At 40.4% G+C, this 19,296-nt stretch carries 21 protein-coding genes; 15 read left to right on the top strand and 6 right to left on the bottom strand.

Annotated elements, in window-relative coordinates:
- Positions 1-252 precede the first annotated feature (252 nt).
- Positions 253-372, top strand: coding sequence for an IS66 family transposase (locus tag LOC50_RS17465; RefSeq protein WP_350309918.1), 120 nt, complete (start codon positions 253-255; stop codon positions 370-372).
- A 481-nt stretch (positions 373-853) separates the two neighbouring features.
- Here LOC50_RS17465 and LOC50_RS10955 read toward each other — a convergent pair whose 3' ends face one another.
- Positions 854-2,011 (bottom strand): PA0049 C-terminal domain-containing protein, encoded by a 1,158-nt coding sequence (locus LOC50_RS10955; RefSeq protein WP_248534112.1) that lies wholly within the window; start codon positions 2,009-2,011, stop codon positions 854-856.
- A gap of 214 nt (positions 2,012-2,225) precedes the next feature.
- On the opposite strand from LOC50_RS10955, the gene LOC50_RS10950 reads away from it, so the two are divergent.
- Genes LOC50_RS10950 through LOC50_RS10940 form a run of 3 tightly spaced genes read left to right on the top strand, consistent with a single transcriptional unit; the run spans position 2,226 to position 3,894 of the window.
- Positions 2,226-2,732: a DUF3087 domain-containing protein gene (locus LOC50_RS10950; RefSeq protein ID WP_250653219.1), complete on the top strand. Its 507-nt coding sequence runs from the start codon at positions 2,226-2,228 to the stop codon at positions 2,730-2,732.
- A 15-nt stretch (positions 2,733-2,747) separates the two neighbouring features.
- Positions 2,748-3,401, top strand: coding sequence for a glutathione S-transferase family protein (locus LOC50_RS10945; protein WP_250653218.1), 654 nt, complete (start codon positions 2,748-2,750; stop codon positions 3,399-3,401).
- Between the two features lie 40 nt (positions 3,402-3,441).
- Positions 3,442-3,894 carry a low molecular weight protein-tyrosine-phosphatase gene (locus LOC50_RS10940; RefSeq protein ID WP_214552767.1) on the top strand — a complete coding sequence of 151 codons (453 nt, stop codon included), beginning with the start codon at positions 3,442-3,444 and terminating at the stop codon, positions 3,892-3,894.
- A 40-nt stretch (positions 3,895-3,934) separates the two neighbouring features.
- On the opposite strand, the gene LOC50_RS10935 is transcribed toward LOC50_RS10940, so the two are convergent.
- Entirely contained in the window at positions 3,935-5,032 is a 1,098-nt protein-coding gene (locus LOC50_RS10935) for a TonB family protein (RefSeq protein WP_250653217.1), read from the bottom strand.
- Between the two features lie 232 nt (positions 5,033-5,264).
- On the opposite strand from LOC50_RS10935, the gene LOC50_RS10930 reads away from it, so the two are divergent.
- From LOC50_RS10930 to csrA, 6 genes are all read left to right on the top strand, one after another.
- Positions 5,265-5,888 (top strand): GTP cyclohydrolase II, encoded by a 624-nt coding sequence (locus LOC50_RS10930; protein ID WP_008465954.1) that lies wholly within the window; start codon positions 5,265-5,267, stop codon positions 5,886-5,888.
- A 448-nt stretch (positions 5,889-6,336) separates the two neighbouring features.
- Positions 6,337-7,125, top strand: coding sequence for a BPSS1780 family membrane protein (locus tag LOC50_RS10925; RefSeq protein ID WP_250653216.1), 789 nt, complete (start codon positions 6,337-6,339; stop codon positions 7,123-7,125).
- Positions 7,125-7,577, top strand: coding sequence for a regulatory protein RecX (locus LOC50_RS10920; protein WP_008115122.1), 453 nt, complete (start codon positions 7,125-7,127; stop codon positions 7,575-7,577). Before LOC50_RS10925 ends, LOC50_RS10920 begins: the two co-directional genes overlap by 1 nt.
- Before the next feature lie 19 nt (positions 7,578-7,596).
- On the top strand, positions 7,597-10,197 hold the full coding sequence (gene alaS / locus LOC50_RS10915; RefSeq protein WP_250653215.1) for an alanine--tRNA ligase: 2,601 nt from the start codon (positions 7,597-7,599) through the stop codon (positions 10,195-10,197).
- Between the two features lie 6 nt (positions 10,198-10,203).
- Positions 10,204-11,421: an aspartate kinase gene (locus LOC50_RS10910; protein ID WP_036980100.1), complete on the top strand. Its 1,218-nt coding sequence runs from the start codon at positions 10,204-10,206 to the stop codon at positions 11,419-11,421.
- Positions 11,422-11,511: 90 nt separating this feature from the next.
- Positions 11,512-11,703, top strand: a complete 192-nt coding sequence (gene csrA / locus LOC50_RS10905; protein ID WP_004587515.1) for a carbon storage regulator CsrA — start codon at positions 11,512-11,514, stop codon at positions 11,701-11,703.
- 55 nt (positions 11,704-11,758) lie between these two features.
- Here the strand turns inward: csrA and LOC50_RS10900 are convergent, their stop codons facing one another.
- The 3 genes from LOC50_RS10900 to LOC50_RS10890 all read right to left on the bottom strand — a co-directional run bounded on the left by LOC50_RS10900 (position 11,759) and on the right by LOC50_RS10890 (position 12,808).
- Positions 11,759-12,226, bottom strand: coding sequence for a YcxB family protein (locus tag LOC50_RS10900; protein WP_008115132.1), 468 nt, complete (start codon positions 12,224-12,226; stop codon positions 11,759-11,761).
- A gap of 170 nt (positions 12,227-12,396) precedes the next feature.
- Positions 12,397-12,588 carry a hypothetical protein gene (locus LOC50_RS10895; protein WP_013464127.1) on the bottom strand — a complete coding sequence of 64 codons (192 nt, stop codon included), beginning with the start codon at positions 12,586-12,588 and terminating at the stop codon, positions 12,397-12,399.
- A 46-nt stretch (positions 12,589-12,634) separates the two neighbouring features.
- A complete protein-coding gene (locus tag LOC50_RS10890; RefSeq protein ID WP_036980098.1) occupies positions 12,635-12,808 on the bottom strand; it encodes a DUF1328 family protein in 174 nt (57 codons plus the stop codon).
- Between the two features lie 522 nt (positions 12,809-13,330).
- On the opposite strand from LOC50_RS10890, the gene LOC50_RS10885 reads away from it, so the two are divergent.
- The 5 genes from LOC50_RS10885 to LOC50_RS10865 all read left to right on the top strand — a co-directional run bounded on the left by LOC50_RS10885 (position 13,331) and on the right by LOC50_RS10865 (position 17,856).
- The gene (locus tag LOC50_RS10885; protein WP_013464128.1) at positions 13,331-13,576 is read left to right on the top strand and encodes an OadG family protein; all 246 of its coding nucleotides are present in this window, start codon (positions 13,331-13,333) and stop codon (positions 13,574-13,576) included.
- Between the two features lie 12 nt (positions 13,577-13,588).
- On the top strand, positions 13,589-15,370 hold the full coding sequence (oadA, locus tag LOC50_RS10880) for a sodium-extruding oxaloacetate decarboxylase subunit alpha (RefSeq protein WP_250653214.1): 1,782 nt from the start codon (positions 13,589-13,591) through the stop codon (positions 15,368-15,370).
- A gap of 14 nt (positions 15,371-15,384) precedes the next feature.
- Positions 15,385-16,515, top strand: coding sequence for a sodium ion-translocating decarboxylase subunit beta (locus LOC50_RS10875; protein WP_013464130.1), 1,131 nt, complete (start codon positions 15,385-15,387; stop codon positions 16,513-16,515).
- A 136-nt stretch (positions 16,516-16,651) separates the two neighbouring features.
- Positions 16,652-17,623: an aldo/keto reductase gene (locus LOC50_RS10870; protein ID WP_250653213.1), complete on the top strand. Its 972-nt coding sequence runs from the start codon at positions 16,652-16,654 to the stop codon at positions 17,621-17,623.
- Positions 17,624-17,679: 56 nt separating this feature from the next.
- Positions 17,680-17,856: a hypothetical protein gene (locus tag LOC50_RS10865; RefSeq protein WP_171034712.1), complete on the top strand. Its 177-nt coding sequence runs from the start codon at positions 17,680-17,682 to the stop codon at positions 17,854-17,856.
- 81 nt (positions 17,857-17,937) lie between these two features.
- On the opposite strand, the gene LOC50_RS10860 is transcribed toward LOC50_RS10865, so the two are convergent.
- Positions 17,938-19,251 (bottom strand): peptidoglycan DD-metalloendopeptidase family protein, encoded by a 1,314-nt coding sequence (locus tag LOC50_RS10860; RefSeq protein WP_036980092.1) that lies wholly within the window; start codon positions 19,249-19,251, stop codon positions 17,938-17,940.
- Positions 19,252-19,296 lie beyond the last annotated feature (45 nt).

Genomic DNA, 19,296 nt, shown 5'->3' with positions numbered 1-19,296 from the left:
TATGGTGTTGGTGTGAAAGCCCATGCGGTTTACTTATCACAATAGCAATTACTCCCTTATAACCGTATTGAAGAATACTTTAGTGACCAACTAGGTATTCCGCTCAGTGCCGGCAGTTTATTTAACTTTAATGAACAAGCAGCGGCACTGGTAAAGTCATCGGGCGCAGAAGGTATCATCAAAGCGGCATTACAAAACCCGCATCAAACTTTGCATGTTGATGAGGGCCGTATTTTACCGCACTTTACCGGTGTGCTATGCCATGACCATTGGAAACCATATTATCAATATACCCAATGCCAACATGCATTATGTAATGCTCACCACATCCGAGAATTAGAAAGGGCTTGGGAGCAAGACGGCATGCAATGAGCGAATGATATGCAAACCTTACTTAAAGAAAAAATACCGGGGTGTTTTAGAAGTAGGCAAGGAGCTGAAATGTTCTGCTTGCTGAGAAGCTATTTATCGACTTGCAGAAAACAATATGTATCTGCAAGCCTAGCACTTGAGTTATTATTCAAAAATCAGCTGCCTGATATATTCATTTCAGATGAGGCTGAATAGTTACATTTAAAGAATTAAAAAGTGGTTAATTGTGAGCATTACTATGTCCCTGTAATAAGGTCTGAACCTCAAATGAGCATAGAACACAATTTGTGAAGATCTAGTTAATAATTAAAGTAATGAGTTTTTATTACAAAATAGCCAAAGCTGATACAAAGCACATTTAATTTTAATGTAATTGCAGCATGCTTTTTTAGCGGTTTAAAGTAATAAAGCATAAAAGTACTTAAGTGCTCCTATGCTTTATTATTTAATTGTTGTTTTAACGCTAAAAAAGCAAACGATGTTAGATCGCGACTAAACTGCGCTCTAACATAGCTTGAATTTGCTTAACTATTTTAGCTTCGGTTTCGGGTTCAAACTGGGCAATTCGAGGGGTGTGAATATGCCCAGTCGGAATATCTGAGTTTAGCTGATTACGCAGCCGAATACTGCGGTACGAAATTTCGTTAGACAGATAACCACCGCCACCGCCTCGCACTGCAATAGCGTCTTTTAATTCATCGAAACTGTTAGGCTCAAAGTCTTTTTTTAGGGTAATAACATGATGGTTATCATTAATAGGAAAAGGGCCTTTTGCGCTTAACATAGCGCTTACGGGTAAGCTAAATTCTACAAACTCAGTACCGGGTAATGGGCGGTCGTTTAAGCTTGGAATGAGCGGCGCTGTTTTACTGCCTCCATACACTATATTGGCGTTGTCGGGCGCTGTTACACTGCGGCGCTTGCCTGGAAAGCGCTCAAGGTCAAAGTCTTTACTACCCATACTAACGGTAACCACCATATCAACATTATTAAGTGCGTAATAAGGGGCAAGTAAAGATTCTATAATGCCTTGATCAAAGTCTTCATAACGCACAGGCACCATCACTGTGTTTATTTCAGCACTAATCCCTTTATAGTTAATGACTTGGCCATCAAGAAGTAACGCAGCCACGCCCGATGGGTTGCTTTGGTTTATATTTCTATCAAGTAAAAATGGGTCAAACCCGGTTAGTAATATTTTTTTTGTGGTGTTTTGTGAGTAGCTTAGGTCTGTGCGACCTCGGCTTCCGTTTTCTAGCAACGTTAATAACACTGTTTGCTGCGCGGTGCTCAGCGAAAATGCAGGTTTTGTGGTGCGAATTATTTTACTTGATTGTAAGCGAGCCCAATAAAGCGCGCGATCATCTAAGTTTTGCGTTGTAGCAATGCGTTTTTTTGCACTAAACCATAATCGTTTTGAGTAGTCATTTACGGCATCTACGGCTTGTGCGTAGCTTGATAGTGACTTGAATTGCTGCTCAAATTGATTAACTTCGCTGGCAAAAGCGCTTAGTACGGCTGGCATCGCTTGGCTGGCTTTTTCAATTCGCAATTCTTCTGGGGTTAGCGGTGTGTTTAAATTGGCCAAAGTATTAAAAGAAGAAAATATTAAACTTGTGGCAATCAGTGTTTTTATCATGATGGTCCTAAACTGAGTCGTATTTGTTGTCTACTATCTTATGCCTAATAAGTGGGTGCAAATAAAATCGTTGGTTGGTTTTATGTTGCAAGAAGTATAAAACCGGCGTTAAATCAAAAACTACGGGTATTTTATTAAAAAGAGTCGAAACTCTGTGGTGGGTTTAGCTACAATGGTGGCTGTGTATTTTTTAGTTTTTTACTTTTAGGCAACTATGCAACTTATTCAAATAGATAAAGCTCGTTATCGTAAACATTTAAACCGCGTTATAGTCGGCTGTGCAGCAGGTTTAGCTGTGGGCAGTTTAGCAATTTCACAAACCTTAATTGCATTATTTCCCGATGAAAGTGGGAGTCATTTTCATTGGAACTTATTAGGCGTAATTGTTACGAGTATTGGCATAGGTTGGTTGTTAAATAAATACCGTACACATCCTTTTATGAGTGAGGTGGTGTATGTATGGGAGCTTAAACAAGCGCTTAATAAAATTACCCGCAAGATGGCAAAGCTTAAAGCGGCGGGACGTGAAGGTAATCCTGATGCGCTATTAGCCATTCACTATAGTTATGCAGGCTCACGCTTGTTATGGCGGCTTGACGATAACACCATCACCATGGATGATTTAGCGATTAAACAAGCCGAGTTAGATAGCGTTGCGGCCAAGTTCAACTTAACCCTTAATGCCGATGACTACGATGACGCAATTTTAAAGCAGTTTTAATTTATAGGAATAATAATGAGCATAATTCTTTATGGTGTCCCGCTTTCTCCTTATGTACGTAAAGTACGTGTATGTTTAGCGCTTAAGCAACTGGACTATAAACTCGAAATAGTCTCGCCGTTTAATCAGCCTGACTGGTTTTTAGAAATTAACCCGTTGGGGCGAATTCCGGCGCTAAAAGATGGCGAGTTAAGTTTGGCGGATTCTAGCGTTATTTGCCAATATCTTGATGAAAAATACCCTAATTCAGCGTCCTTACTCGGTGATACTATAGAGCAACGTGCAGCCGTTCGCTGGTTAGAAAAATACGCAGATTACGAGCTGGCTCCTTTTGCAACATTTACGGTGTTTCAGCAACGTATTATTGCTCCTACAATGCAAAAGCAAACCGATGAAGTATTAGTGCAAAGTGCATTAAATGAAAAATTACCGCCTTTATTTGATTATTTAGAAGGTTATTTAGGGGATAACGAATTTTTTGTTGGTAACAGCTTAACTCTTGCCGACATTGCAGTGAGCTGCCAGTTAATGAATATGGAGCATGGTGGTGAGCAACTTGATAAGTCGCGCTGGCCTAAGCTTGCTGCTTTACATTGCCGTGTAAAACAGGGGACCGCTATGCAGAGCATGCTTGAAGGCGAACAAAAAATATTAGCCTCATTAAAATAACGTTTATCACTGATTTTTTGCAAAGCTTAGGGAGCCATAAGTGAAAAAAGTACTGATTGTTTGTTTGGGTAATATTTGTCGCTCACCGACGGCTGAGGCGGTATTAAAAGCTCGCGCTAAAGAGTTAGGCATTGATCTGCTAGTGGACTCGGCAGGGACTATTGGACACCATGAAGGTAATCCGCCAGATAAACGCTCTATGCAGGCTGGTGAAAAACGTGGTTATAGTTTTAAAGGTATTTTTTCGCGCAAGGTGCGTAGTAGTGATTTTAGCGAGTTTGATTTAATTTTAGCAGCCGATACGCAAAACCTCGCAGATTTAACTGCACGTTGCCCTGAACATTTGCAGTACAAGCTTGCGTTGTTTTTAGAGTATGGCGAGCAAACACAAAGCGCAATTCCCGATCCTTACTATGGCGGTGATGATGGCTTTGAAAAGGTACTTGATTTAATAGAGGCCGCCAGCGACAACATTTTAGCTAAGTTAAAGTAGAATAAACTAAAAAGGCGCTCAACGTGCCTTTGGTATGTTATTAACGGTTTACTTTAAAGTCGAGCTGTACTTTGGAAGTTGCTGCAACGGCTTTTCCATGTTCAAACTTAGGGGCATAGCGCCATTGCGCTAATGCTTCTACTGCCGATTTTTCAAAGGCCACGCCACCCTCAGAGCTAAGTACTTGCGGATTTTTTACAAAGCCAGACTCATCCACTTCAAACTCCATAACGACTTTTCCATCTTTACGAAAGCGCGCTTTGTTTGTAGGGTATTTAGGGTTAACGCGGTATAGCGGCGTTTGCTCTTGGCTTTCTTTCCACGGCACCATTTTAGCAATCGCGATGCAGTGCTTAGTGGCTTCATCACTTTTGCCTTGTTTTTCATACAAGCCAATTAATCTTGAGTGTGCGGTAAGCTCAGCGCTGTGATCGTAACTTAAGTTTTCATCAAAGACCTTTACTACACGATTAAGCCGTTCAATTGCTTGGTCGTATCTTTTTCTACCCTCAGCAAACGACGCCATTAAAAAGTCAGCTTTTATTTGTTCAACTGAGTTTTTAGGTAAGTTAGCCTGGTAATACTCATCGGCCTCTTCTAGGTAGTTTTTAGCTTCTCGGTATTTTTCATAGCTGAATTTATTAGCTAATATGGTTGCCGCTTCTAGTTTCATATCAGCCACAAACTTAGGGTTGTTTTGTGTGTTTGCGATTGCTATCACTTGCTCTAAATAATAATCCGCTTTTTGAGCAGAAGGGGCAAAACTAGCCATACCGACTAAAGCATCAATGGTTTCAGGCGATTGCTTACCATGGTTAGTAGCTAAAATAGTATAGGCTTGTTGATATAGCGAAAAACGCTTTTCAATCCACTGTTTACCGTATCGATTAATTGATTTTGCATAGTTAATCGCTAAGTTTGCGGTGTTATCAGCATTTTCACCGTAAACAGTTTTACCTGATGTGTAAGCCTGCTCCGCGGCTTGTTGCACATTTTCTTTGGTTTTAATCGCATTTAAATAATTTTGATACGCGTCGTTGAAAACGGTTTGAGCGTTATTTGCTTGCTCGGCAAATGACGTGGTGCTTAATAAAGATAAACTTAAGCCCATCAGTAATGCAAGTTTGTTTAGTTTCATAATGATCCCTATTATTTGTCGATAACAAATTAGCAAATCCTTATGTATATGTCATCACTTTAGGTAAATCAAGGTAAACGCTCGCTAGTAATATATTTGCGGTTAAAGATTGAAAATAGTCGCTACCGTCGCCATATATTTGCCATAAACAGTCTTGTACTACGGTGTATTTAACCTATTTTGTGATATTATCACTTTATCGTGTCGTAGTTTTTTAATATTTGGATTGGTCGTGGCGCAAGTAAGAGCAAGAGTCCAGCTTAATGTTGGCAAAAATAGTGATATTCCTGCAGAAATTATTTCCTTTAGTGGCTTAAAAGATGGCCAAGAGCATGTTGCGTTAGTGTTTAAAAACGCCGATACCGAGCAAGATGTTCCGCTTATTCGTATGCATTCTGAATGCTTAACCGGTGATGTGTTTCACTCGTCACGTTGTGATTGCGGTGAGCAGTTAAATGAGTGTATTGAAATGATGCACGAACAAGGCGGTATTTTACTTTATTTACGCCAAGAAGGGCGTGGTATTGGTTTATACAATAAAATTGATGCGTATGTACTGCAGTCACAAGGTATGAACACTTACGAGGCCAACAATCATTTGGGCTTTGCTGATGATTTACGTGATTTTTCGGATGCTGTATTAATGCTCAATGCGCTCAATTTAAAGCATGTAAAATTAATGACTAACAATCCTAAAAAGCTTAACGCATTAAAAGATGCTGGCATAGAGGTGGACTCTGTTGTGGGCACTCATGCACACATTAAAGCTGGGCTTTCAGGTAACAAGGCGTATTTAGAGACTAAAATTAAGCATGGCTCTCATATGCTTGATATTAAGAAAATTAAAAAACCTTAGGGTCTGTTGACCTTTCAAGGTTGAATTTGCAGCAGTCTGTTTGGTATTTAGGCAAGGCAGAGCCTATGTGGTGTGGTTATTCCCCATAAATAGGCGATAACGCAGCATCAATGCCAAACAGGCGCTGCCCGAAGGGTTCTGCCTAGGGGCGATTTACTCTTTGTTGCCTACATGGATGTAGGTAAGGGGCGTGAGCAGGACGCGTAAGCTTTGCTCGGTTTTTACTTATTCTTACATGGATGTAAGCCAGTAGAATAACGCAGGAGCAGTTATCGAGCCCACTAGGTTACAAACCTCGCGCCGCGATTAAATCGCCCCTAGTTTGAACAAATTTTAATCCGTAAAGGGCAACAGACCCTAATATTAACGGCATTTATCGCCGCCACCTCTGTAATACCAACCAACGCCGAGTTATACTCGGCGTGTTTTGTTTTAATTAAGAGCAAGTATGTCTACACAATTACGAATTTTTAAAGCGGATGCGGCATTAAAATGGTTTAAAGCGGGTTGGCTAATTTTTAAAACTCAGCCATTAACCTTTATCTTTATGCACTTGTTTATTGGCATTGTTGGCTTGTTGTCTTTATTTTTGCCGTTATTACAAATAGTCGCAGCATTGGCTACACCATTTTTAACCGCTGGTTTTTATCAAGCCGTGCTTACCAAGCAGCAAGGCGGAAAAATTATGTTAGCCGACATTTTGAAGCCCTTTTCAGCCAAAGGAAATCGGTTAGGCTTATTTCGCTTAGCGCTTTATCAAATGGGTGCCGGTATTTTAATTGCGCTGCTCGCCAATGGTTTATTTGCCGATGCGATGGCGGTTATGACGCAGCCTGACTTAGATCCTAATACAGCAATTAGCCAAATGCTTGAGAGTATTTCGCTTGCTAATGTGGCATTGTTTTTAATTGCGCTCTCAATTTACTTTACTTCGTTTGCCTACGCAGTACCGCTGGTTTATTTTAATAAAGAGCAACGTATTTTAAATGCCTTAAAAAGTTCGTTTATGGTGTTTTATTATAATATTTTACCATTGAGTGTTTATGGTATTATTTGCGCATTATTAATTGTGGTGTCGATGTTCTTATCGCTACTACCGCTGTTGATTTTAATGCCAATTTGCTACATTAGTTTCTTTGTTTCTTATCAGGCTATTTTTATGCCCGTTGTGCCACCAAGTGATGACAGTAACATTAAGCCTTTAAGTAGCGAGCAAAGCGGACGCTTTGACGCTTAATGGATGATACGTTAAAACAAAAGTTAAAAAACTATGTGCTTTGGTTACTAGGAAGGCAAGAGTATTCGCGCCGTGAGTTAACCCAAAAGTTACAGCAAAGAGAAGCAACCGACGAGTTCATAGAAAACCTGCTTGATTGGTGCGAAAAGCACAATTTTATTAACGAGCAGCGTTACTGTGAAGGGTTTGTAAGAAAGCACATATTTAAATGCCATGGCTTAAAGCGAATTCAAAGTGAGGCCATGAGTAAAGGGATTGATAGAGCACTGCTTGAAACAGTGGTTGAAGAGCTGGAAATAGATTGGTTTGAGCTCGCGCAGGAAGCGTACAACAAAAAATATTCAACGACACCGGCAAACCTCGAGTACAAAGAAAAAGCTAAGCGCGTGCGCTACTTAATGTATCGAGGATTTAGCTATGATCAAATAAATTTTGCAATGCAAGCACAGTAAATACAGGTGAGACTTTCACATGCAGCACATGACTACCGCACAAATTAGGCAACAGTTTTTAGACTTTTTTGCCAGCAAGCAACACCAAGTTGTTCCTTCTAGTTCGCTTATACCGGGTAACGATGCCACGTTGTTATTTAATAATGCCGGTATGGTGCAATTTAAAGATGTATTTTTAGGCGCTGAAAGCCGCCCTTACACACGCGCAACTAGTTCGCAGCGTTGTGTGCGCGCTGGTGGTAAACATAACGATTTAGAAAACGTAGGTTACACAGCACGTCATCATACCTTTTTTGAAATGCTAGGTAATTTCAGCTTTGGTGATTACTTTAAGCAAGATGCAATTAAATTTGCGTGGGAGTTTTTAACTGAGGTTGTAAAACTACCAAAAGAAAAGCTGTTAGTAACTATTTATCATGATGACGAAGAAGCCTTTGGCTACTGGGCTAACGATATAGGCTTACCTGAAGATCGTATTATTCGTATTGCAACGAGCGATAACTTTTGGTCTATGGGTGATACCGGTCCTTGTGGTCCATGTTCTGAAATATTTTATGATCATGGCGAGCATATTTGGGGCGGTCCTCCTGGCACACCTGAAGAAGATGGTGACCGTTTCATTGAAATTTGGAACTTAGTATTTATGCAATACAACCGTCAAAGCGACGGAACTATGCTGCCACTTCCTAAGCAATCTGTTGATACTGGTATGGGCCTTGAGCGTATTTCAGCTATTTTACAAGGTGTGCATTCAAACTACGAAATCGACTTATTCCAAGGCTTAATTGCGGCCGCAGCAAGCGTTACTAATGCACAAGATATGGATGATAAATCGCTTCGCGTGGTAGCCGATCATATTCGTTCGTGTGCGTTTTTAATTTCAGATGGGGTTATGCCATCAAATGAAGGCCGTGGTTATGTATTGCGTCGTATTATTCGTCGTGCAGTACGTCACGGTAATAAGTTAGGTGCTAAAGGCGCGTTTTTCTATAAATTGGTTGCTGCACTTATTGAGCAAATGGGTCAAGCGTACCCAGAACTTGCTAAGCAACAAGAAATTATTGAAAAAGTACTGCGTATTGAAGAAGAGCAGTTTGGTAAAACGCTTGAGCGTGGTTTAGCTATTTTAGAAGAAAGCTTGAGTGATTTAACCGGGGATGTGATCCCAGGTGACTTAGTATTTAAACTTTACGATACCTATGGTTTCCCTGCCGATTTAACAGCCGATGTAGCGCGAGAGCGCCAAATGACCATTGACCATCAAGGTTTTGAAGCATGTATGGCAGTGCAACGTAAAACAGCACAGCAAGCAGGCAAATTTGGTGCAGATTATAATGAACAATTAAAATCAGATAAGCACACTGATTTTAAAGGCTATGATAGTAATCATTACCGTGGCACTGTGGTAGAAATTTTTGCCGGTGGCGAATCGGTATCGTTATTAGAAGATGGTCAGCAAGGTATTATTGTTTTAGACCGTACTCCGTTTTACGCTGAATCAGGCGGCCAAATTGGTGATAGCGGAACAATTACTGTTGCCGGTGGTGAGTTTAATGTAACGAATACCACTAAATTGGGTAATGCTTTTGCTCATCATGGAACAGTTCAAGGACGTATTGGCGTTAACGATAAAGTGGATGCGACCATTGACGATGCGCGTCGTGAAAGCATTAAGAAAAACCACACCGCTACACATATTTTGCATGAAGCACTGCGTCAGCTTTTAGGTGAGCACGTATCGCAAAAAGGCTCACTTGTGCAGCCAGATCGTCTGCGTTTTGACTTCTCTCATTTTGAAGCTGTGACCAAACAAGAACTGCGCGAAATTGAACGTGTAGTAAATGACCAAATTCGTCGTAACTTTGCACTTAATACTGAGCTAATGGCAATTGATGATGCTAAAGCAAAAGGTGCTATGGCATTGTTTGGCGAAAAGTACGATGACGAAGTACGTGTAGTAACCATAGGTGATTACTCAATTGAGCTTTGTGGTGGTACACACGTAGAGCGTGCGGGTGATATTGGTTTATTCAAAATTGTATCTGAAAGCGGTATTGCTGCCGGTGTTCGTCGTATTGAAGCGGTAACAGGTGCAGAGGCAATTGCTTATGTAAGCGAGCAAGAGCAACAATTAGCTGATGTTGCAGCGCTTGTAAAAGGTGACAATACGTCAGTGCTTGAAAAAGTAACTGCCTTGCTTGAAAAGTCGAAAGGGCTTGAAAAACAAGTTGCCCAGCTTAACGATAAACTAGCCAGTGCGGCAGGTGCATCGTTACTTGATTCAGTGGTTGAAATTAACGGGGTTAAATTGTTAGTGGCCAACGTTGAGGGCACAGAATCAAAAGCGCTTCGCGGTATGGTTGACGACCTTAAAAATAAAATTGGCTCAGGTGTTATTGCCTTAGGTGTTGCCAGCGGCGACAAAGTAAGCCTAATTGCGGGTGTAACTAAAGACTTAGCTGGCAAAGTAAAAGCGGGTGAGTTAGTTAATCACATGGCAGGCCAAGTCGGTGGTAAAGGCGGCGGTCGTCCAGATATGGCGCAAGCGGGTGGTTCTGAGCCACAAAATTTAACAGCAGCACTTGATAGCGTAACAGCTTGGTTAACTGAGCGTACTTAAGCTTAAGTGGCACTTATAGTTCAAAAATTTGGCGGCACTTCGGTAGGCTCAATAGAGCGTATTGAAGCGGTCGCCGACCTTGTTGTTAAAACTAAGCAACAAGGCCACCAAGTGGTTGTGGTGCTTTCGGCAATGTCGGGAGAAACCAATCGCTTAATTAATCTTGCCAAACAAATCGACTCTCGCCCGAGTAGTCGTGAACTCGATGTATTACTGAGTACCGGTGAACAAGTCTCTATAGCTTTATTAGCGATGGCGATTATTAAACGCGGTCATTCTGCGGTAAGCTTGTTAGCCGATCAGGTGAATATATTAACCGATAACATGTTCGGTAAAGCCCGTGTAGAAGACGTGGCTGCAACGCGTTTAAAACATGAGCTTGAACACAACCGCATTGCTATTATTGCCGGCTTTCAGGGGCGCGATATTGAGGGTAATGTGACCACACTTGGGCGTGGTGGTACCGATACCTCTGCGGTTGAAATAGCGGGTGCAATAAAAGCCGATGAGTGTCAGATCTATACCGATGTTGATGGCGTATATACTACAGACCCGCGTGTGGAACCTAACGCACGACGTTTAAGTCATGTCACCTTTGCCGAAATGCTTGAGCTGGCAAGTTTAGGCGCTAAAGTGTTACATATTCGCTCTGTAGAATCTGCTGGTAAACACAATGTTCCTCTGCGGGTGTTATCTAGCTTTAAACCCGATGAAGGCACGTTAATTAGTTTTGAGGAGTGCGACGTGACAAGCAATGTCGTATCGGGTATTGCATTTAATCGAGATGAGTGCTTAATTAAGGTGCATGGAATGCCGCAAGGCACCAAACATCTTGCAAAAGTTTTGAAACTTTTTGCTGATAATGGCATCGAAATAGATATGATTAATCAAATTAATCATAAAGTTGAAAAAGTCGACTATGTTTTTACTGTGCATTTAAATGATTACTTAAACGCACTTGATTTGTTAACGGCTGAGCAACAGCAATTTGATGCACAGGCAATTGACGGATCGACCAATGTGGCGAAAGTGTCAGCGGTGGGTATGGGGATGAAATCTCATTCCGGGGTAGCGAGCTTATTTTTTGATTCGTTGGCACAAGAAAACATTGATGTGATGTTTGTTGCCACCTCAGAGATCAAAATTTCAGTTTTAATAGATGAAAAATACCTCGAGCTGGCTGTTCGTGCATTACATAAGACATTTTTAACAGAAAATGAATAGATTGAGGGTTTTTACTTACTTTTTAGTCTAATTTTAATTAAAATGTTTGTTCGGAATCTTATAATTTTATTGGAACATGGGAGCAAGAGAATGCTAATACTAACTCGTAGAGTAGGCGAGACCCTGATGATTGGTGACGAAGTAACCGTTACTGTTCTGGGTGTTAAAGGAAATCAAGTTCGTATCGGTGTTAACGCACCTAAAGACGTATCAGTTCATCGTGAAGAAATTTACATGCGCATACAAGCTGAAAAGTCTAACCCTAATCCGGGCAATGCTTAATCAACATAGTATAAAATGTGCTAGTTAATATAACTATGACATTTGTAAAAGCCACTCACTGAGTGGCTTTTTTGTTTATAAAATCAATCGTTTCTTCGTCGAGTATTGCCTTAGAAATGTATTGCATACCGCTTTTACTTTTTAACAATAGTCCACAATCTGTAGTAATAATTTCGTTAATGTCGTGCCAAGCTAACTGGTAATTTTTGTAATGATTGGTTGATTTTATTCCGTCTTCGTCGAAGGTGAGAGTGACTTCAGAACCAGACGCTCTGCTTAGCATTTGCCTGGTAACCCACCATGGGCGGCGATAGTAAAAGGCGATGCACTCAAGTAAAGCTAACATAAGCAAAAATGTACCTAGGTAATGATCTCCTAAACCATAAATACCAAATAATCCCAATACAACAAGCAGTGCTAATAAAAAATATTTAGGTTGCGCGCGTTTACTATAAGGCAGCGATTGGTCGAAGCATTCATAAAAGTAAGGTTTATCGAGTTTATAGGTTGTCGTAAATACCATGCATCTATACTTAAAAGCTATTTTTTATCATTTTAGCAAGCTATGTGGCAAATGCGCAGCTTAAAAAGAATTAATAGTTCAGAGTTTGTAATTAATGGGTAGCAACTTGGCAACTAATACTAAACACAAAAAAAGCGACCAAATGGTCGCTTTTTAAAAAGGGGGCTGAATTAGCAATTTGTTTCTTCAGCGTTGACTCCTTCTTTTACTTCTTCACAGGCATCTTCTACTTTATTTTGAACATCTGTCACGGCTTCGTCGATGCGTTCACCGGCTTCTTCTGCATGATTGTCTTCACAACCCATAATAAATGCACTTGCGAATAGGCCAATAGCTGCTGCTTTAAGTGTTGATGATTTCATAATGTAATTCCTTGTATATAAATTTAAAAAGTTCGTTGTTTCTTATCTACTTGGGGCTTTTACCACGTAAAGCGCCAGAGACAAGTGAAATAACCAGTAAAACTATAAAGATAAAAAATATGATCTTAGCAATTCCTGCTGCGGCTCCTGCAATACCACCAAATCCTAAAACGGCTGCGATTAGTGCGATCACCAAAAATGTAATTGTCCAGCGTAACATTGTCATCTCCTTGATTTATCTAAGTGTTAAAGTGTTGTTTTTATATAAGCGAGTAATATGCCAGCATTTTATTTTGTTTCAAATCAATGGTTTAACTTATATTTTTGAGTTTAGCTTTATATTAGGTTGGTAATTTTTACGGTTTTATCTGTAACTTATTCACAGTGGTGTCTGATGAGATAATAAATAGTTTTTACAGTCGTTATTTTGGTAAGACCAATTAGCATTTGCTTTGGCAGTTTTTAGTGGATTAGCTCATTTGGTATATTTTTATGTGTTTTTACAGAATATTAGGGTTTTTATATATTCTTTATTTATAACGAACATTTTTACCATCTATATATATAGGTTAAATAAGCTATTTTAGGTGGTGTTAACCTTATTGGTGATATGTTACTTTTAGATTAATTGGTTTTACCAATTTACAATGTGTAGACAAAAGAGTAGTTTTTGTTACTATTAGTGAATATTTATTTAAATAAACTGACTTTTTATGTATTCAGTTTTGAACAGGGGAGAATTATGGATATAGGGGCTTTGCTTACAACTGCAGGCAATTTAATGCTAACCGGTATGGTGGGTGTGTTTGTATTTCTTTCTTTATTGATTGGTGCAGTGACAGTTATGTCTAAGCTGGCTAGCAAATTTTCTCAGCCAGAACTTGAAGTATCACAGAGAACACCATCTTTTAAATCTCAAGGTGTGCCAAATGAGCACATCGCTGCAATTAGTGCTGCCATTGCTCAGTACAAAACAAATAATAATTAGAGGAGCATACCAATGGCTAAATTAAAAATAACAGAACTCGTACTTCGAGACGCCCATCAGTCGCTTTTAGCTACCCGCATGCGATTAGACGACATGTTACCTATTGCAAAAAAAATTGATGACGCAGGTTATTGGTCTATAGAGTCTTGGGGTGGGGCTACCTTTGACTCATGTATTCGTTATTTAGGCGAAGATCCTTGGGAGCGTATTCGCGCGCTTAAAAAGGCGATGCCAAATACACCCCAGCAAATGTTACTTCGCGGTCAAAACTTATTGGGGTATCGCCATTATGCTGATGACGTTGTTGAAAAGTTTGTTGAGCGCGCGCACAAAAATGGCGTAGACGTATTTCGCATTTTTGATGCCATGAATGATGTACGTAACTTAGAAACTGCTATAAAAGCGGCGGTTAAGGTAGGCGCGCATGCCCAAGGTACGATTTCTTACACGGTAAGCCCAGTACACACATTGGATATGTGGCTAACACTTGCTAAGCAGCTTGAAGAATTAGGTTGTCATTCAATTTGTATTAAAGATATGGCGGGATTGCTTAAGCCTTATGATGCAGAAAAACTGATTAAAGGCTTAAAAGAAACAGTTTCAATTCCTATTGCTATGCAATGTCATGCAACAACGGGTTTAAGTACCGCAACGTATCAAAAAGCGATTGATGCCGGTATTGATATGCTCGATACGGCTGTATCGTCTATGAGTATGACTTATGGTCATTCAGCAACTGAAACAATTGCTGCAATCGTGGAAGGTACTGAGCGTGATACTGGGCTTGATTTAAACCACCTTGAAGAAATTGCAGCTTACTTTAGAGACGTACGTAAAAAGTACGCTGCGTTTGAAGGCAGTTTAAAAGGTGTTGATGGCCGAATTTTATTAGCCCAAGTGCCAGGTGGTATGTTAACTAACATGGAAAATCAACTTAAAGAGCAAGGCGCTGCTGATAAACTAAACGAAGTATTACTTGAAATTCCACGGGTGCGTGAGGATTTGGGCTTTATTCCATTAGTTACACCGACCTCGCAAATTGTTGGTACTCAGGCAGTACTTAATGTGCTTACTGGCGAGCGCTATAAAACCATCACCAAAGAAACCGCTGGCGTATTAAAAGGTGAGTATGGTTCAACACCTGCTCCTATGAATAAAGAGCTACAAGAGCGTGTACTTGATGGCAGCGAAGCAATTACCTGTCGCCCTGCAGATATTATTAAACCTGAACTTGAAACGCTTGAGGCTGAATTAAGTAAACTTGCGCAAGAGCAAGGCTTAACGCTTGCTGATGAGCAAATTGATGATGTGCTCACGTATGCCTTATTCCCACAAATTGGTTTGAAGTTTATTAAAAACCGTAATAACCCTGACGCATTTGAACCTGTTCCCAGCGCTGATGATAGCTCAAATAAAGCACCTGAAAAATCAGCGGCAAACAATAAAGGCGTTAAGGCTGAGCAATACAGCGTTAAAGTAGATGGCAAAGTATACGATGTCGTGGTTGCTCAAGGCGGTGAGCTTAAAGAGGTGACGCTAAAAGACTCAGAGCATATTCCGCAGTCGGCATCAGTTGCTTCAGGTGAAACTCTTAATGCGCCACTTGCCGGTAATATCTTTAAAATTAAAGTAAAGCCAGGTCAGGTAGTAAATGAAGGCGATGTGGTGATTATTATGGAAGCCATGAAAATGGAAACCGAAGTACGCGCCATGCATACCGGTACAATTGCAGACGTGCTTGTCTCTGAAGGTGATTCAGTGTCAACCGGCGATGCAATGATTGCATTAGCTTAAGGAGTAATTAGAGGATGGATGGTATTTTAAACCTCTGGCATGCCACAGGCATTGCTAACTTTACATTTCCTGGGCTGATCATGATTGCCGTTGGTTGTTTGTTATTATTTTTAGCTATAGTTAAAAACTTTGAGCCGCTACTATTACTGCCCATTGGTTTTGGTGCTATTTTAACTAATATTCCTGTGGCAGGTTTATCTGACCCTGGTGGCTTACTTTATTATGTTTACTATGTAGGTATTGATACCGGAATTTTTCCGTTATTAATATTTATGGGAGTGGGCGCGCTCACTGACTTTAGTGCGTTAATTGCCAACCCGCGTATGTTGTTATTAGGTGCTGCGGCGCAGTTTGGTATTTTTGCTACCTTATTTGGGGCTATTTTACTTAACTTTATCCCAGGGTTTGAGTTTAGTTTACAAGATGCGTCAGCAATTGCCATTATTGGTGGCGCTGATGGGCCAACCGCTATCTTTTTAGCGTCAAAACTGGCGCCTGATTTATTAGGCGCTATAGCCGTGGCTGCGTACTCATACATGGCGTTGGTTCCTATTATTCAGCCGCCTATCATGCGTGCGTTTACAACGCCTGAAGAGCGTAAAATTCAAATGCCAGAACTGCGTAAAGTATCAAAAAAGGAAAAAATTATTTTTCCGCTGATGGTACTTACTTTAACTGCGCTCTTTTTACCAGCCGCCATTCCACTGGTTGGTATGTTTTGTTTAGGTAACTTAATGCGTGAGTCGGGTGTGGTCGATAGGCTAAGTAACAGTGCTCAAAACGAAATTATTAATATAACCACCATATTTCTAGGACTAGCGGTAGGCTCTAAGCTTGCTGCCGAGCAGTTCTTAACAGTGGAAACCATTGGTATTTTAGTACTGGGCGCAATGGCGTTTGCTATTGGTACGGCCTCAGGTGTATTTATGGCAAAAGGCTTAAATAAAATATCAAAAACCCCAATTAATCCATTAATTGGTGCAGCGGGTGTATCGGCTGTTCCTATGGCGGCTCGTGTAGTTAATAAAGTCGGTCTTGAAAATAACCCGCACAACTTTTTACTGATGCATGCCATGGGGCCTAATGTAGCTGGCGTACTGGGAAGTGCTGTTGCTGCAGGTATTTTATTAGCACTTGTTGGCTAGTAATATTTAATCCAACCATTAGCGCAGTTTACTGCGCTTTTTTTTGCCTAAAATTTAATGTTTTAGATTAAGCGGTTTCTTGTATAGGATTTTTTGTTTAAAGTAATCACTCTTCATTTTTTTAAAGGGCTGTCAAATGTTACACACACCGCTGGCAAAATATTTACCCAAGGTTAGTAAGCTTGTATTTGGTTGTATGGGTTTAGGAGGTGCTTGGAATAAAGACGCCATTAACAGTGGGCACTTAAAGCAAGCCCATTCATGCATAGACGCAGCATTGGAAAGCGGGATTAACTTTTTTGATCATGCTGATATTTATACTTTAGGCAAAGCTGAGCACGTTTTTGGTAAAGCGTTGGCTGAGCGTCCTGAGCTTAGAGAACAAATGTATATTCAGTCTAAGTGTGGTATTCGCTTTGCTGATGAGAAAAACCCGCAGCGTTATGATTTTTCTGCTGATTGGATTGAGCGTTCTGTTGAGGGCTCACTTAAACGATTAAATACCGACTACTTAGATGTGCTTATGTTGCATCGCCCCGATCCATTAATGGAGGTGGAGGAAGTTGCGCAAATATTTAGCTGTTTAAAAGAAAGTGGCAAAGTGCGTCATTTTGCAGTTTCAAATATGTCTCAACATCAAATAAGGTTTTTGCAGCGCGCTTTAGATATGCCAATTGTGGCAAATCAAATAGAGGCCAGTTTACAAAAACATCAGTGGGTTGATGAGGGCATTTATGTGGGTAATGCCGATGGCAAAGATATTAACTTTACCCCAGGGTGTGTTGAGTATTGTCGTGAGCATGACATTCAAATTCAGAGTTGGGGCAGTTTGTGCCAAGGTTTATACTCAGGCGGTGACCTGTCAAAAGCGTCACAAGCGGATGTAAACACGAGTATTTTAGTTAGTAAGCTTGCTGTTTTATATGGCACAAGTGCAGAAGCTATTGTATTGACATGGCTACTTCGCCATCCTGCATCGATTCAGCCAATTATAGGCACAACTAATGTAGATCGTATTAAGGCATCGAGTGATGCAATTAATATTAATTTAAGTCGAGAGCATTGGTATGAGTTATATATTAGCGCGAAAGGCTGCGCTTTGCCGTGAGTTAATACCCGTTTCAATATTATTTGAACAAATTGGTATAATACAAAGGTGTTGATATGAATATATTTGTCATTTTAATTAGCTTAGTGATTGCTTTGGTGATCATTATTCCTTTGCTAGAAAAGTACCAAAGTAGAATGGGGCTAGAGGGTGCTACCAAATACAGCAAGTATATTTGGCCATTAGTCATGATATCTTTGGTTGTGCAGCTAATTTACGTACTTGTAAATTAAGTTTGAAACTTAAATATCACACACAAAAAAGCCTTTGCGGGTAACCCCAGCAAAGGCTTTTTTATTTAATCAGTGAAGTGGTTATCTAAGTGCTAGTTGTAGCTCACGACTGCGCTCTAGTTGTGCGATAAAGTTATCAGCAATAGGCTTAAATTTAGCAAGCTCTGAACGAGGTAATGGTTCAGACTTAGGTAGTTTTACGGTTTTAGGGTTACGGTGAACGCCGTTAACCAAAAACTCATAATGTAAATGCGCACCGGTTACACGACCAGTTGAGCCAACAGTACCTATTTTTTCTCCCTGTTTTACCTTTTGCCCTGTTCTGACTAGGCGCTTGTTAAGGTGTAAGTACTTAGTAACATATTGAGTACCATGGCTAATAAATACGTAATTACCATTATATTTGCTATAGCCTGCTTTAATTACTTTACCATTACCCGATGATACAACTGGCGTACCGGTACGTGCAGCGTAATCAATGCCGCGATGTGCTTTCACTTGTCCTGTAACGGGGTGTAGGCGGCGAGGGTTGAAGCTTGAACTAATATATTTGAAATTAACAGGCGCACGCAAAAAGGCTTTTTTCATACTACGGCCTTCAGGGGTGTAAAAGTTACCGTCTGTGTGACGAATAGCGGTGTAACGCTCACCTTGGTTTATAAATTCAGCGGCAATTATTTTACCGGTGCCAATAAACTCACCGTCAACAAAATGAGACTCATAAATTAAGCCAAATTCGTCACCCTTGCGAATGTCGTTTGCAAAATCGACGTCCCAACCAAATATATCGGCAAAGTTCATGATTTGGCGTTCACTTAAACCTGCTGCAATTGCAGAGGTCCAAAAGCTACTTGAAATTTCCCCACCGGCTGTTTTGCTCAGTGTTTCTATTTCTTTGCTGTCAATTGAGGTGTCGTATTGGCCTTCGTCATTAAGTGTGACGAATAGCGTATCCGTTTTAGAAATAACGTAGCGTAATTGAGCTAATGAACCGTCTTCGGCGGTAGCAAAGCTTAACGTTTCACCTGGGTGAATTTTAGTTAGCTTACGTGTTTCAGCGTTGGTGTTTACAAGTTTATGCAGCGTTTGTGCAGAAAAACCAGCGCGCTTAAAAATAATCGCTAAATTGTCACCATTTTTAACTTGGTGATCGACAAAATCATATTCTGGAAGTTTTTGTGCTGCCTGCTCTGAATTTAGGTCAGTGAGTTTTTCGTTCTCACCTACTTTAATTTGTAATTCATAGCGCTTACCAATTTCTAGTGTGTTTTCACTATTGTCTTTGGATGCAGTGGCTTTTTCAGAAGGAAGAAAGGCTAAGGCAACAATAGCAGAAACCAAACCTAGAATAAGCATTTTGTGTTTTTTGGGGAGCGTGTTAACCACGTGAACCATAACGTGCCTTTTTCTGCTGTCAAGATAATAAATAGGTTATATTGC

It is taken from the genome of Pseudoalteromonas sp. SCSIO 43095, from assembly GCF_023650455.1.
In the GTDB taxonomy this organism is placed as follows: domain Bacteria; phylum Pseudomonadota; class Gammaproteobacteria; order Enterobacterales; family Alteromonadaceae; genus Pseudoalteromonas; species Pseudoalteromonas tetraodonis.
This window is presented reverse-complemented; position numbering and strand designations above follow the sequence as displayed.

Excerpts from the sequence above, each read along its gene's own strand:
- LOC50_RS10955 (WP_248534112.1), bottom strand. The coding sequence starts at position 2,011 with ATGATAAAAACACTGATTGCCACAAGTTTAATATTTTCTTCTTTTAAT.
- LOC50_RS10950 (WP_250653219.1), top strand. The coding sequence starts at position 2,226 with ATGCAACTTATTCAAATAGATAAAGCTCGTTATCGTAAACATTTAAAC.
- LOC50_RS10945 (WP_250653218.1), top strand. The coding sequence starts at position 2,748 with ATGAGCATAATTCTTTATGGTGTCCCGCTTTCTCCTTATGTACGTAAA.
- LOC50_RS10935 (WP_250653217.1), bottom strand. The coding sequence starts at position 5,032 with ATGAAACTAAACAAACTTGCATTACTGATGGGCTTAAGTTTATCTTTA.
- LOC50_RS10925 (WP_250653216.1), top strand. The coding sequence starts at position 6,337 with ATGTCTACACAATTACGAATTTTTAAAGCGGATGCGGCATTAAAATGG.
- LOC50_RS10920 (WP_008115122.1), top strand. The coding sequence starts at position 7,125 with ATGGATGATACGTTAAAACAAAAGTTAAAAAACTATGTGCTTTGGTTA.
- alaS (WP_250653215.1), top strand. The coding sequence starts at position 7,597 with ATGCAGCACATGACTACCGCACAAATTAGGCAACAGTTTTTAGACTTT.
- csrA (WP_004587515.1), top strand. The coding sequence starts at position 11,512 with ATGCTAATACTAACTCGTAGAGTAGGCGAGACCCTGATGATTGGTGAC.
- LOC50_RS10900 (WP_008115132.1), bottom strand. The coding sequence starts at position 12,226 with ATGGTATTTACGACAACCTATAAACTCGATAAACCTTACTTTTATGAA.
- LOC50_RS10895 (WP_013464127.1), bottom strand. The coding sequence starts at position 12,588 with ATGAAATCATCAACACTTAAAGCAGCAGCTATTGGCCTATTCGCAAGT.
- LOC50_RS10890 (WP_036980098.1), bottom strand. The coding sequence starts at position 12,808 with ATGTTACGCTGGACAATTACATTTTTGGTGATCGCACTAATCGCAGCC.
- LOC50_RS10885 (WP_013464128.1), top strand. The coding sequence starts at position 13,331 with ATGGATATAGGGGCTTTGCTTACAACTGCAGGCAATTTAATGCTAACC.
- oadA (WP_250653214.1), top strand. The coding sequence starts at position 13,589 with ATGGCTAAATTAAAAATAACAGAACTCGTACTTCGAGACGCCCATCAG.
- LOC50_RS10875 (WP_013464130.1), top strand. The coding sequence starts at position 15,385 with ATGGATGGTATTTTAAACCTCTGGCATGCCACAGGCATTGCTAACTTT.
- LOC50_RS10870 (WP_250653213.1), top strand. The coding sequence starts at position 16,652 with ATGTTACACACACCGCTGGCAAAATATTTACCCAAGGTTAGTAAGCTT.
- LOC50_RS10865 (WP_171034712.1), top strand. The coding sequence starts at position 17,680 with ATGAATATATTTGTCATTTTAATTAGCTTAGTGATTGCTTTGGTGATC.
- LOC50_RS10860 (WP_036980092.1), bottom strand. The coding sequence starts at position 19,251 with ATGGTTCACGTGGTTAACACGCTCCCCAAAAAACACAAAATGCTTATT.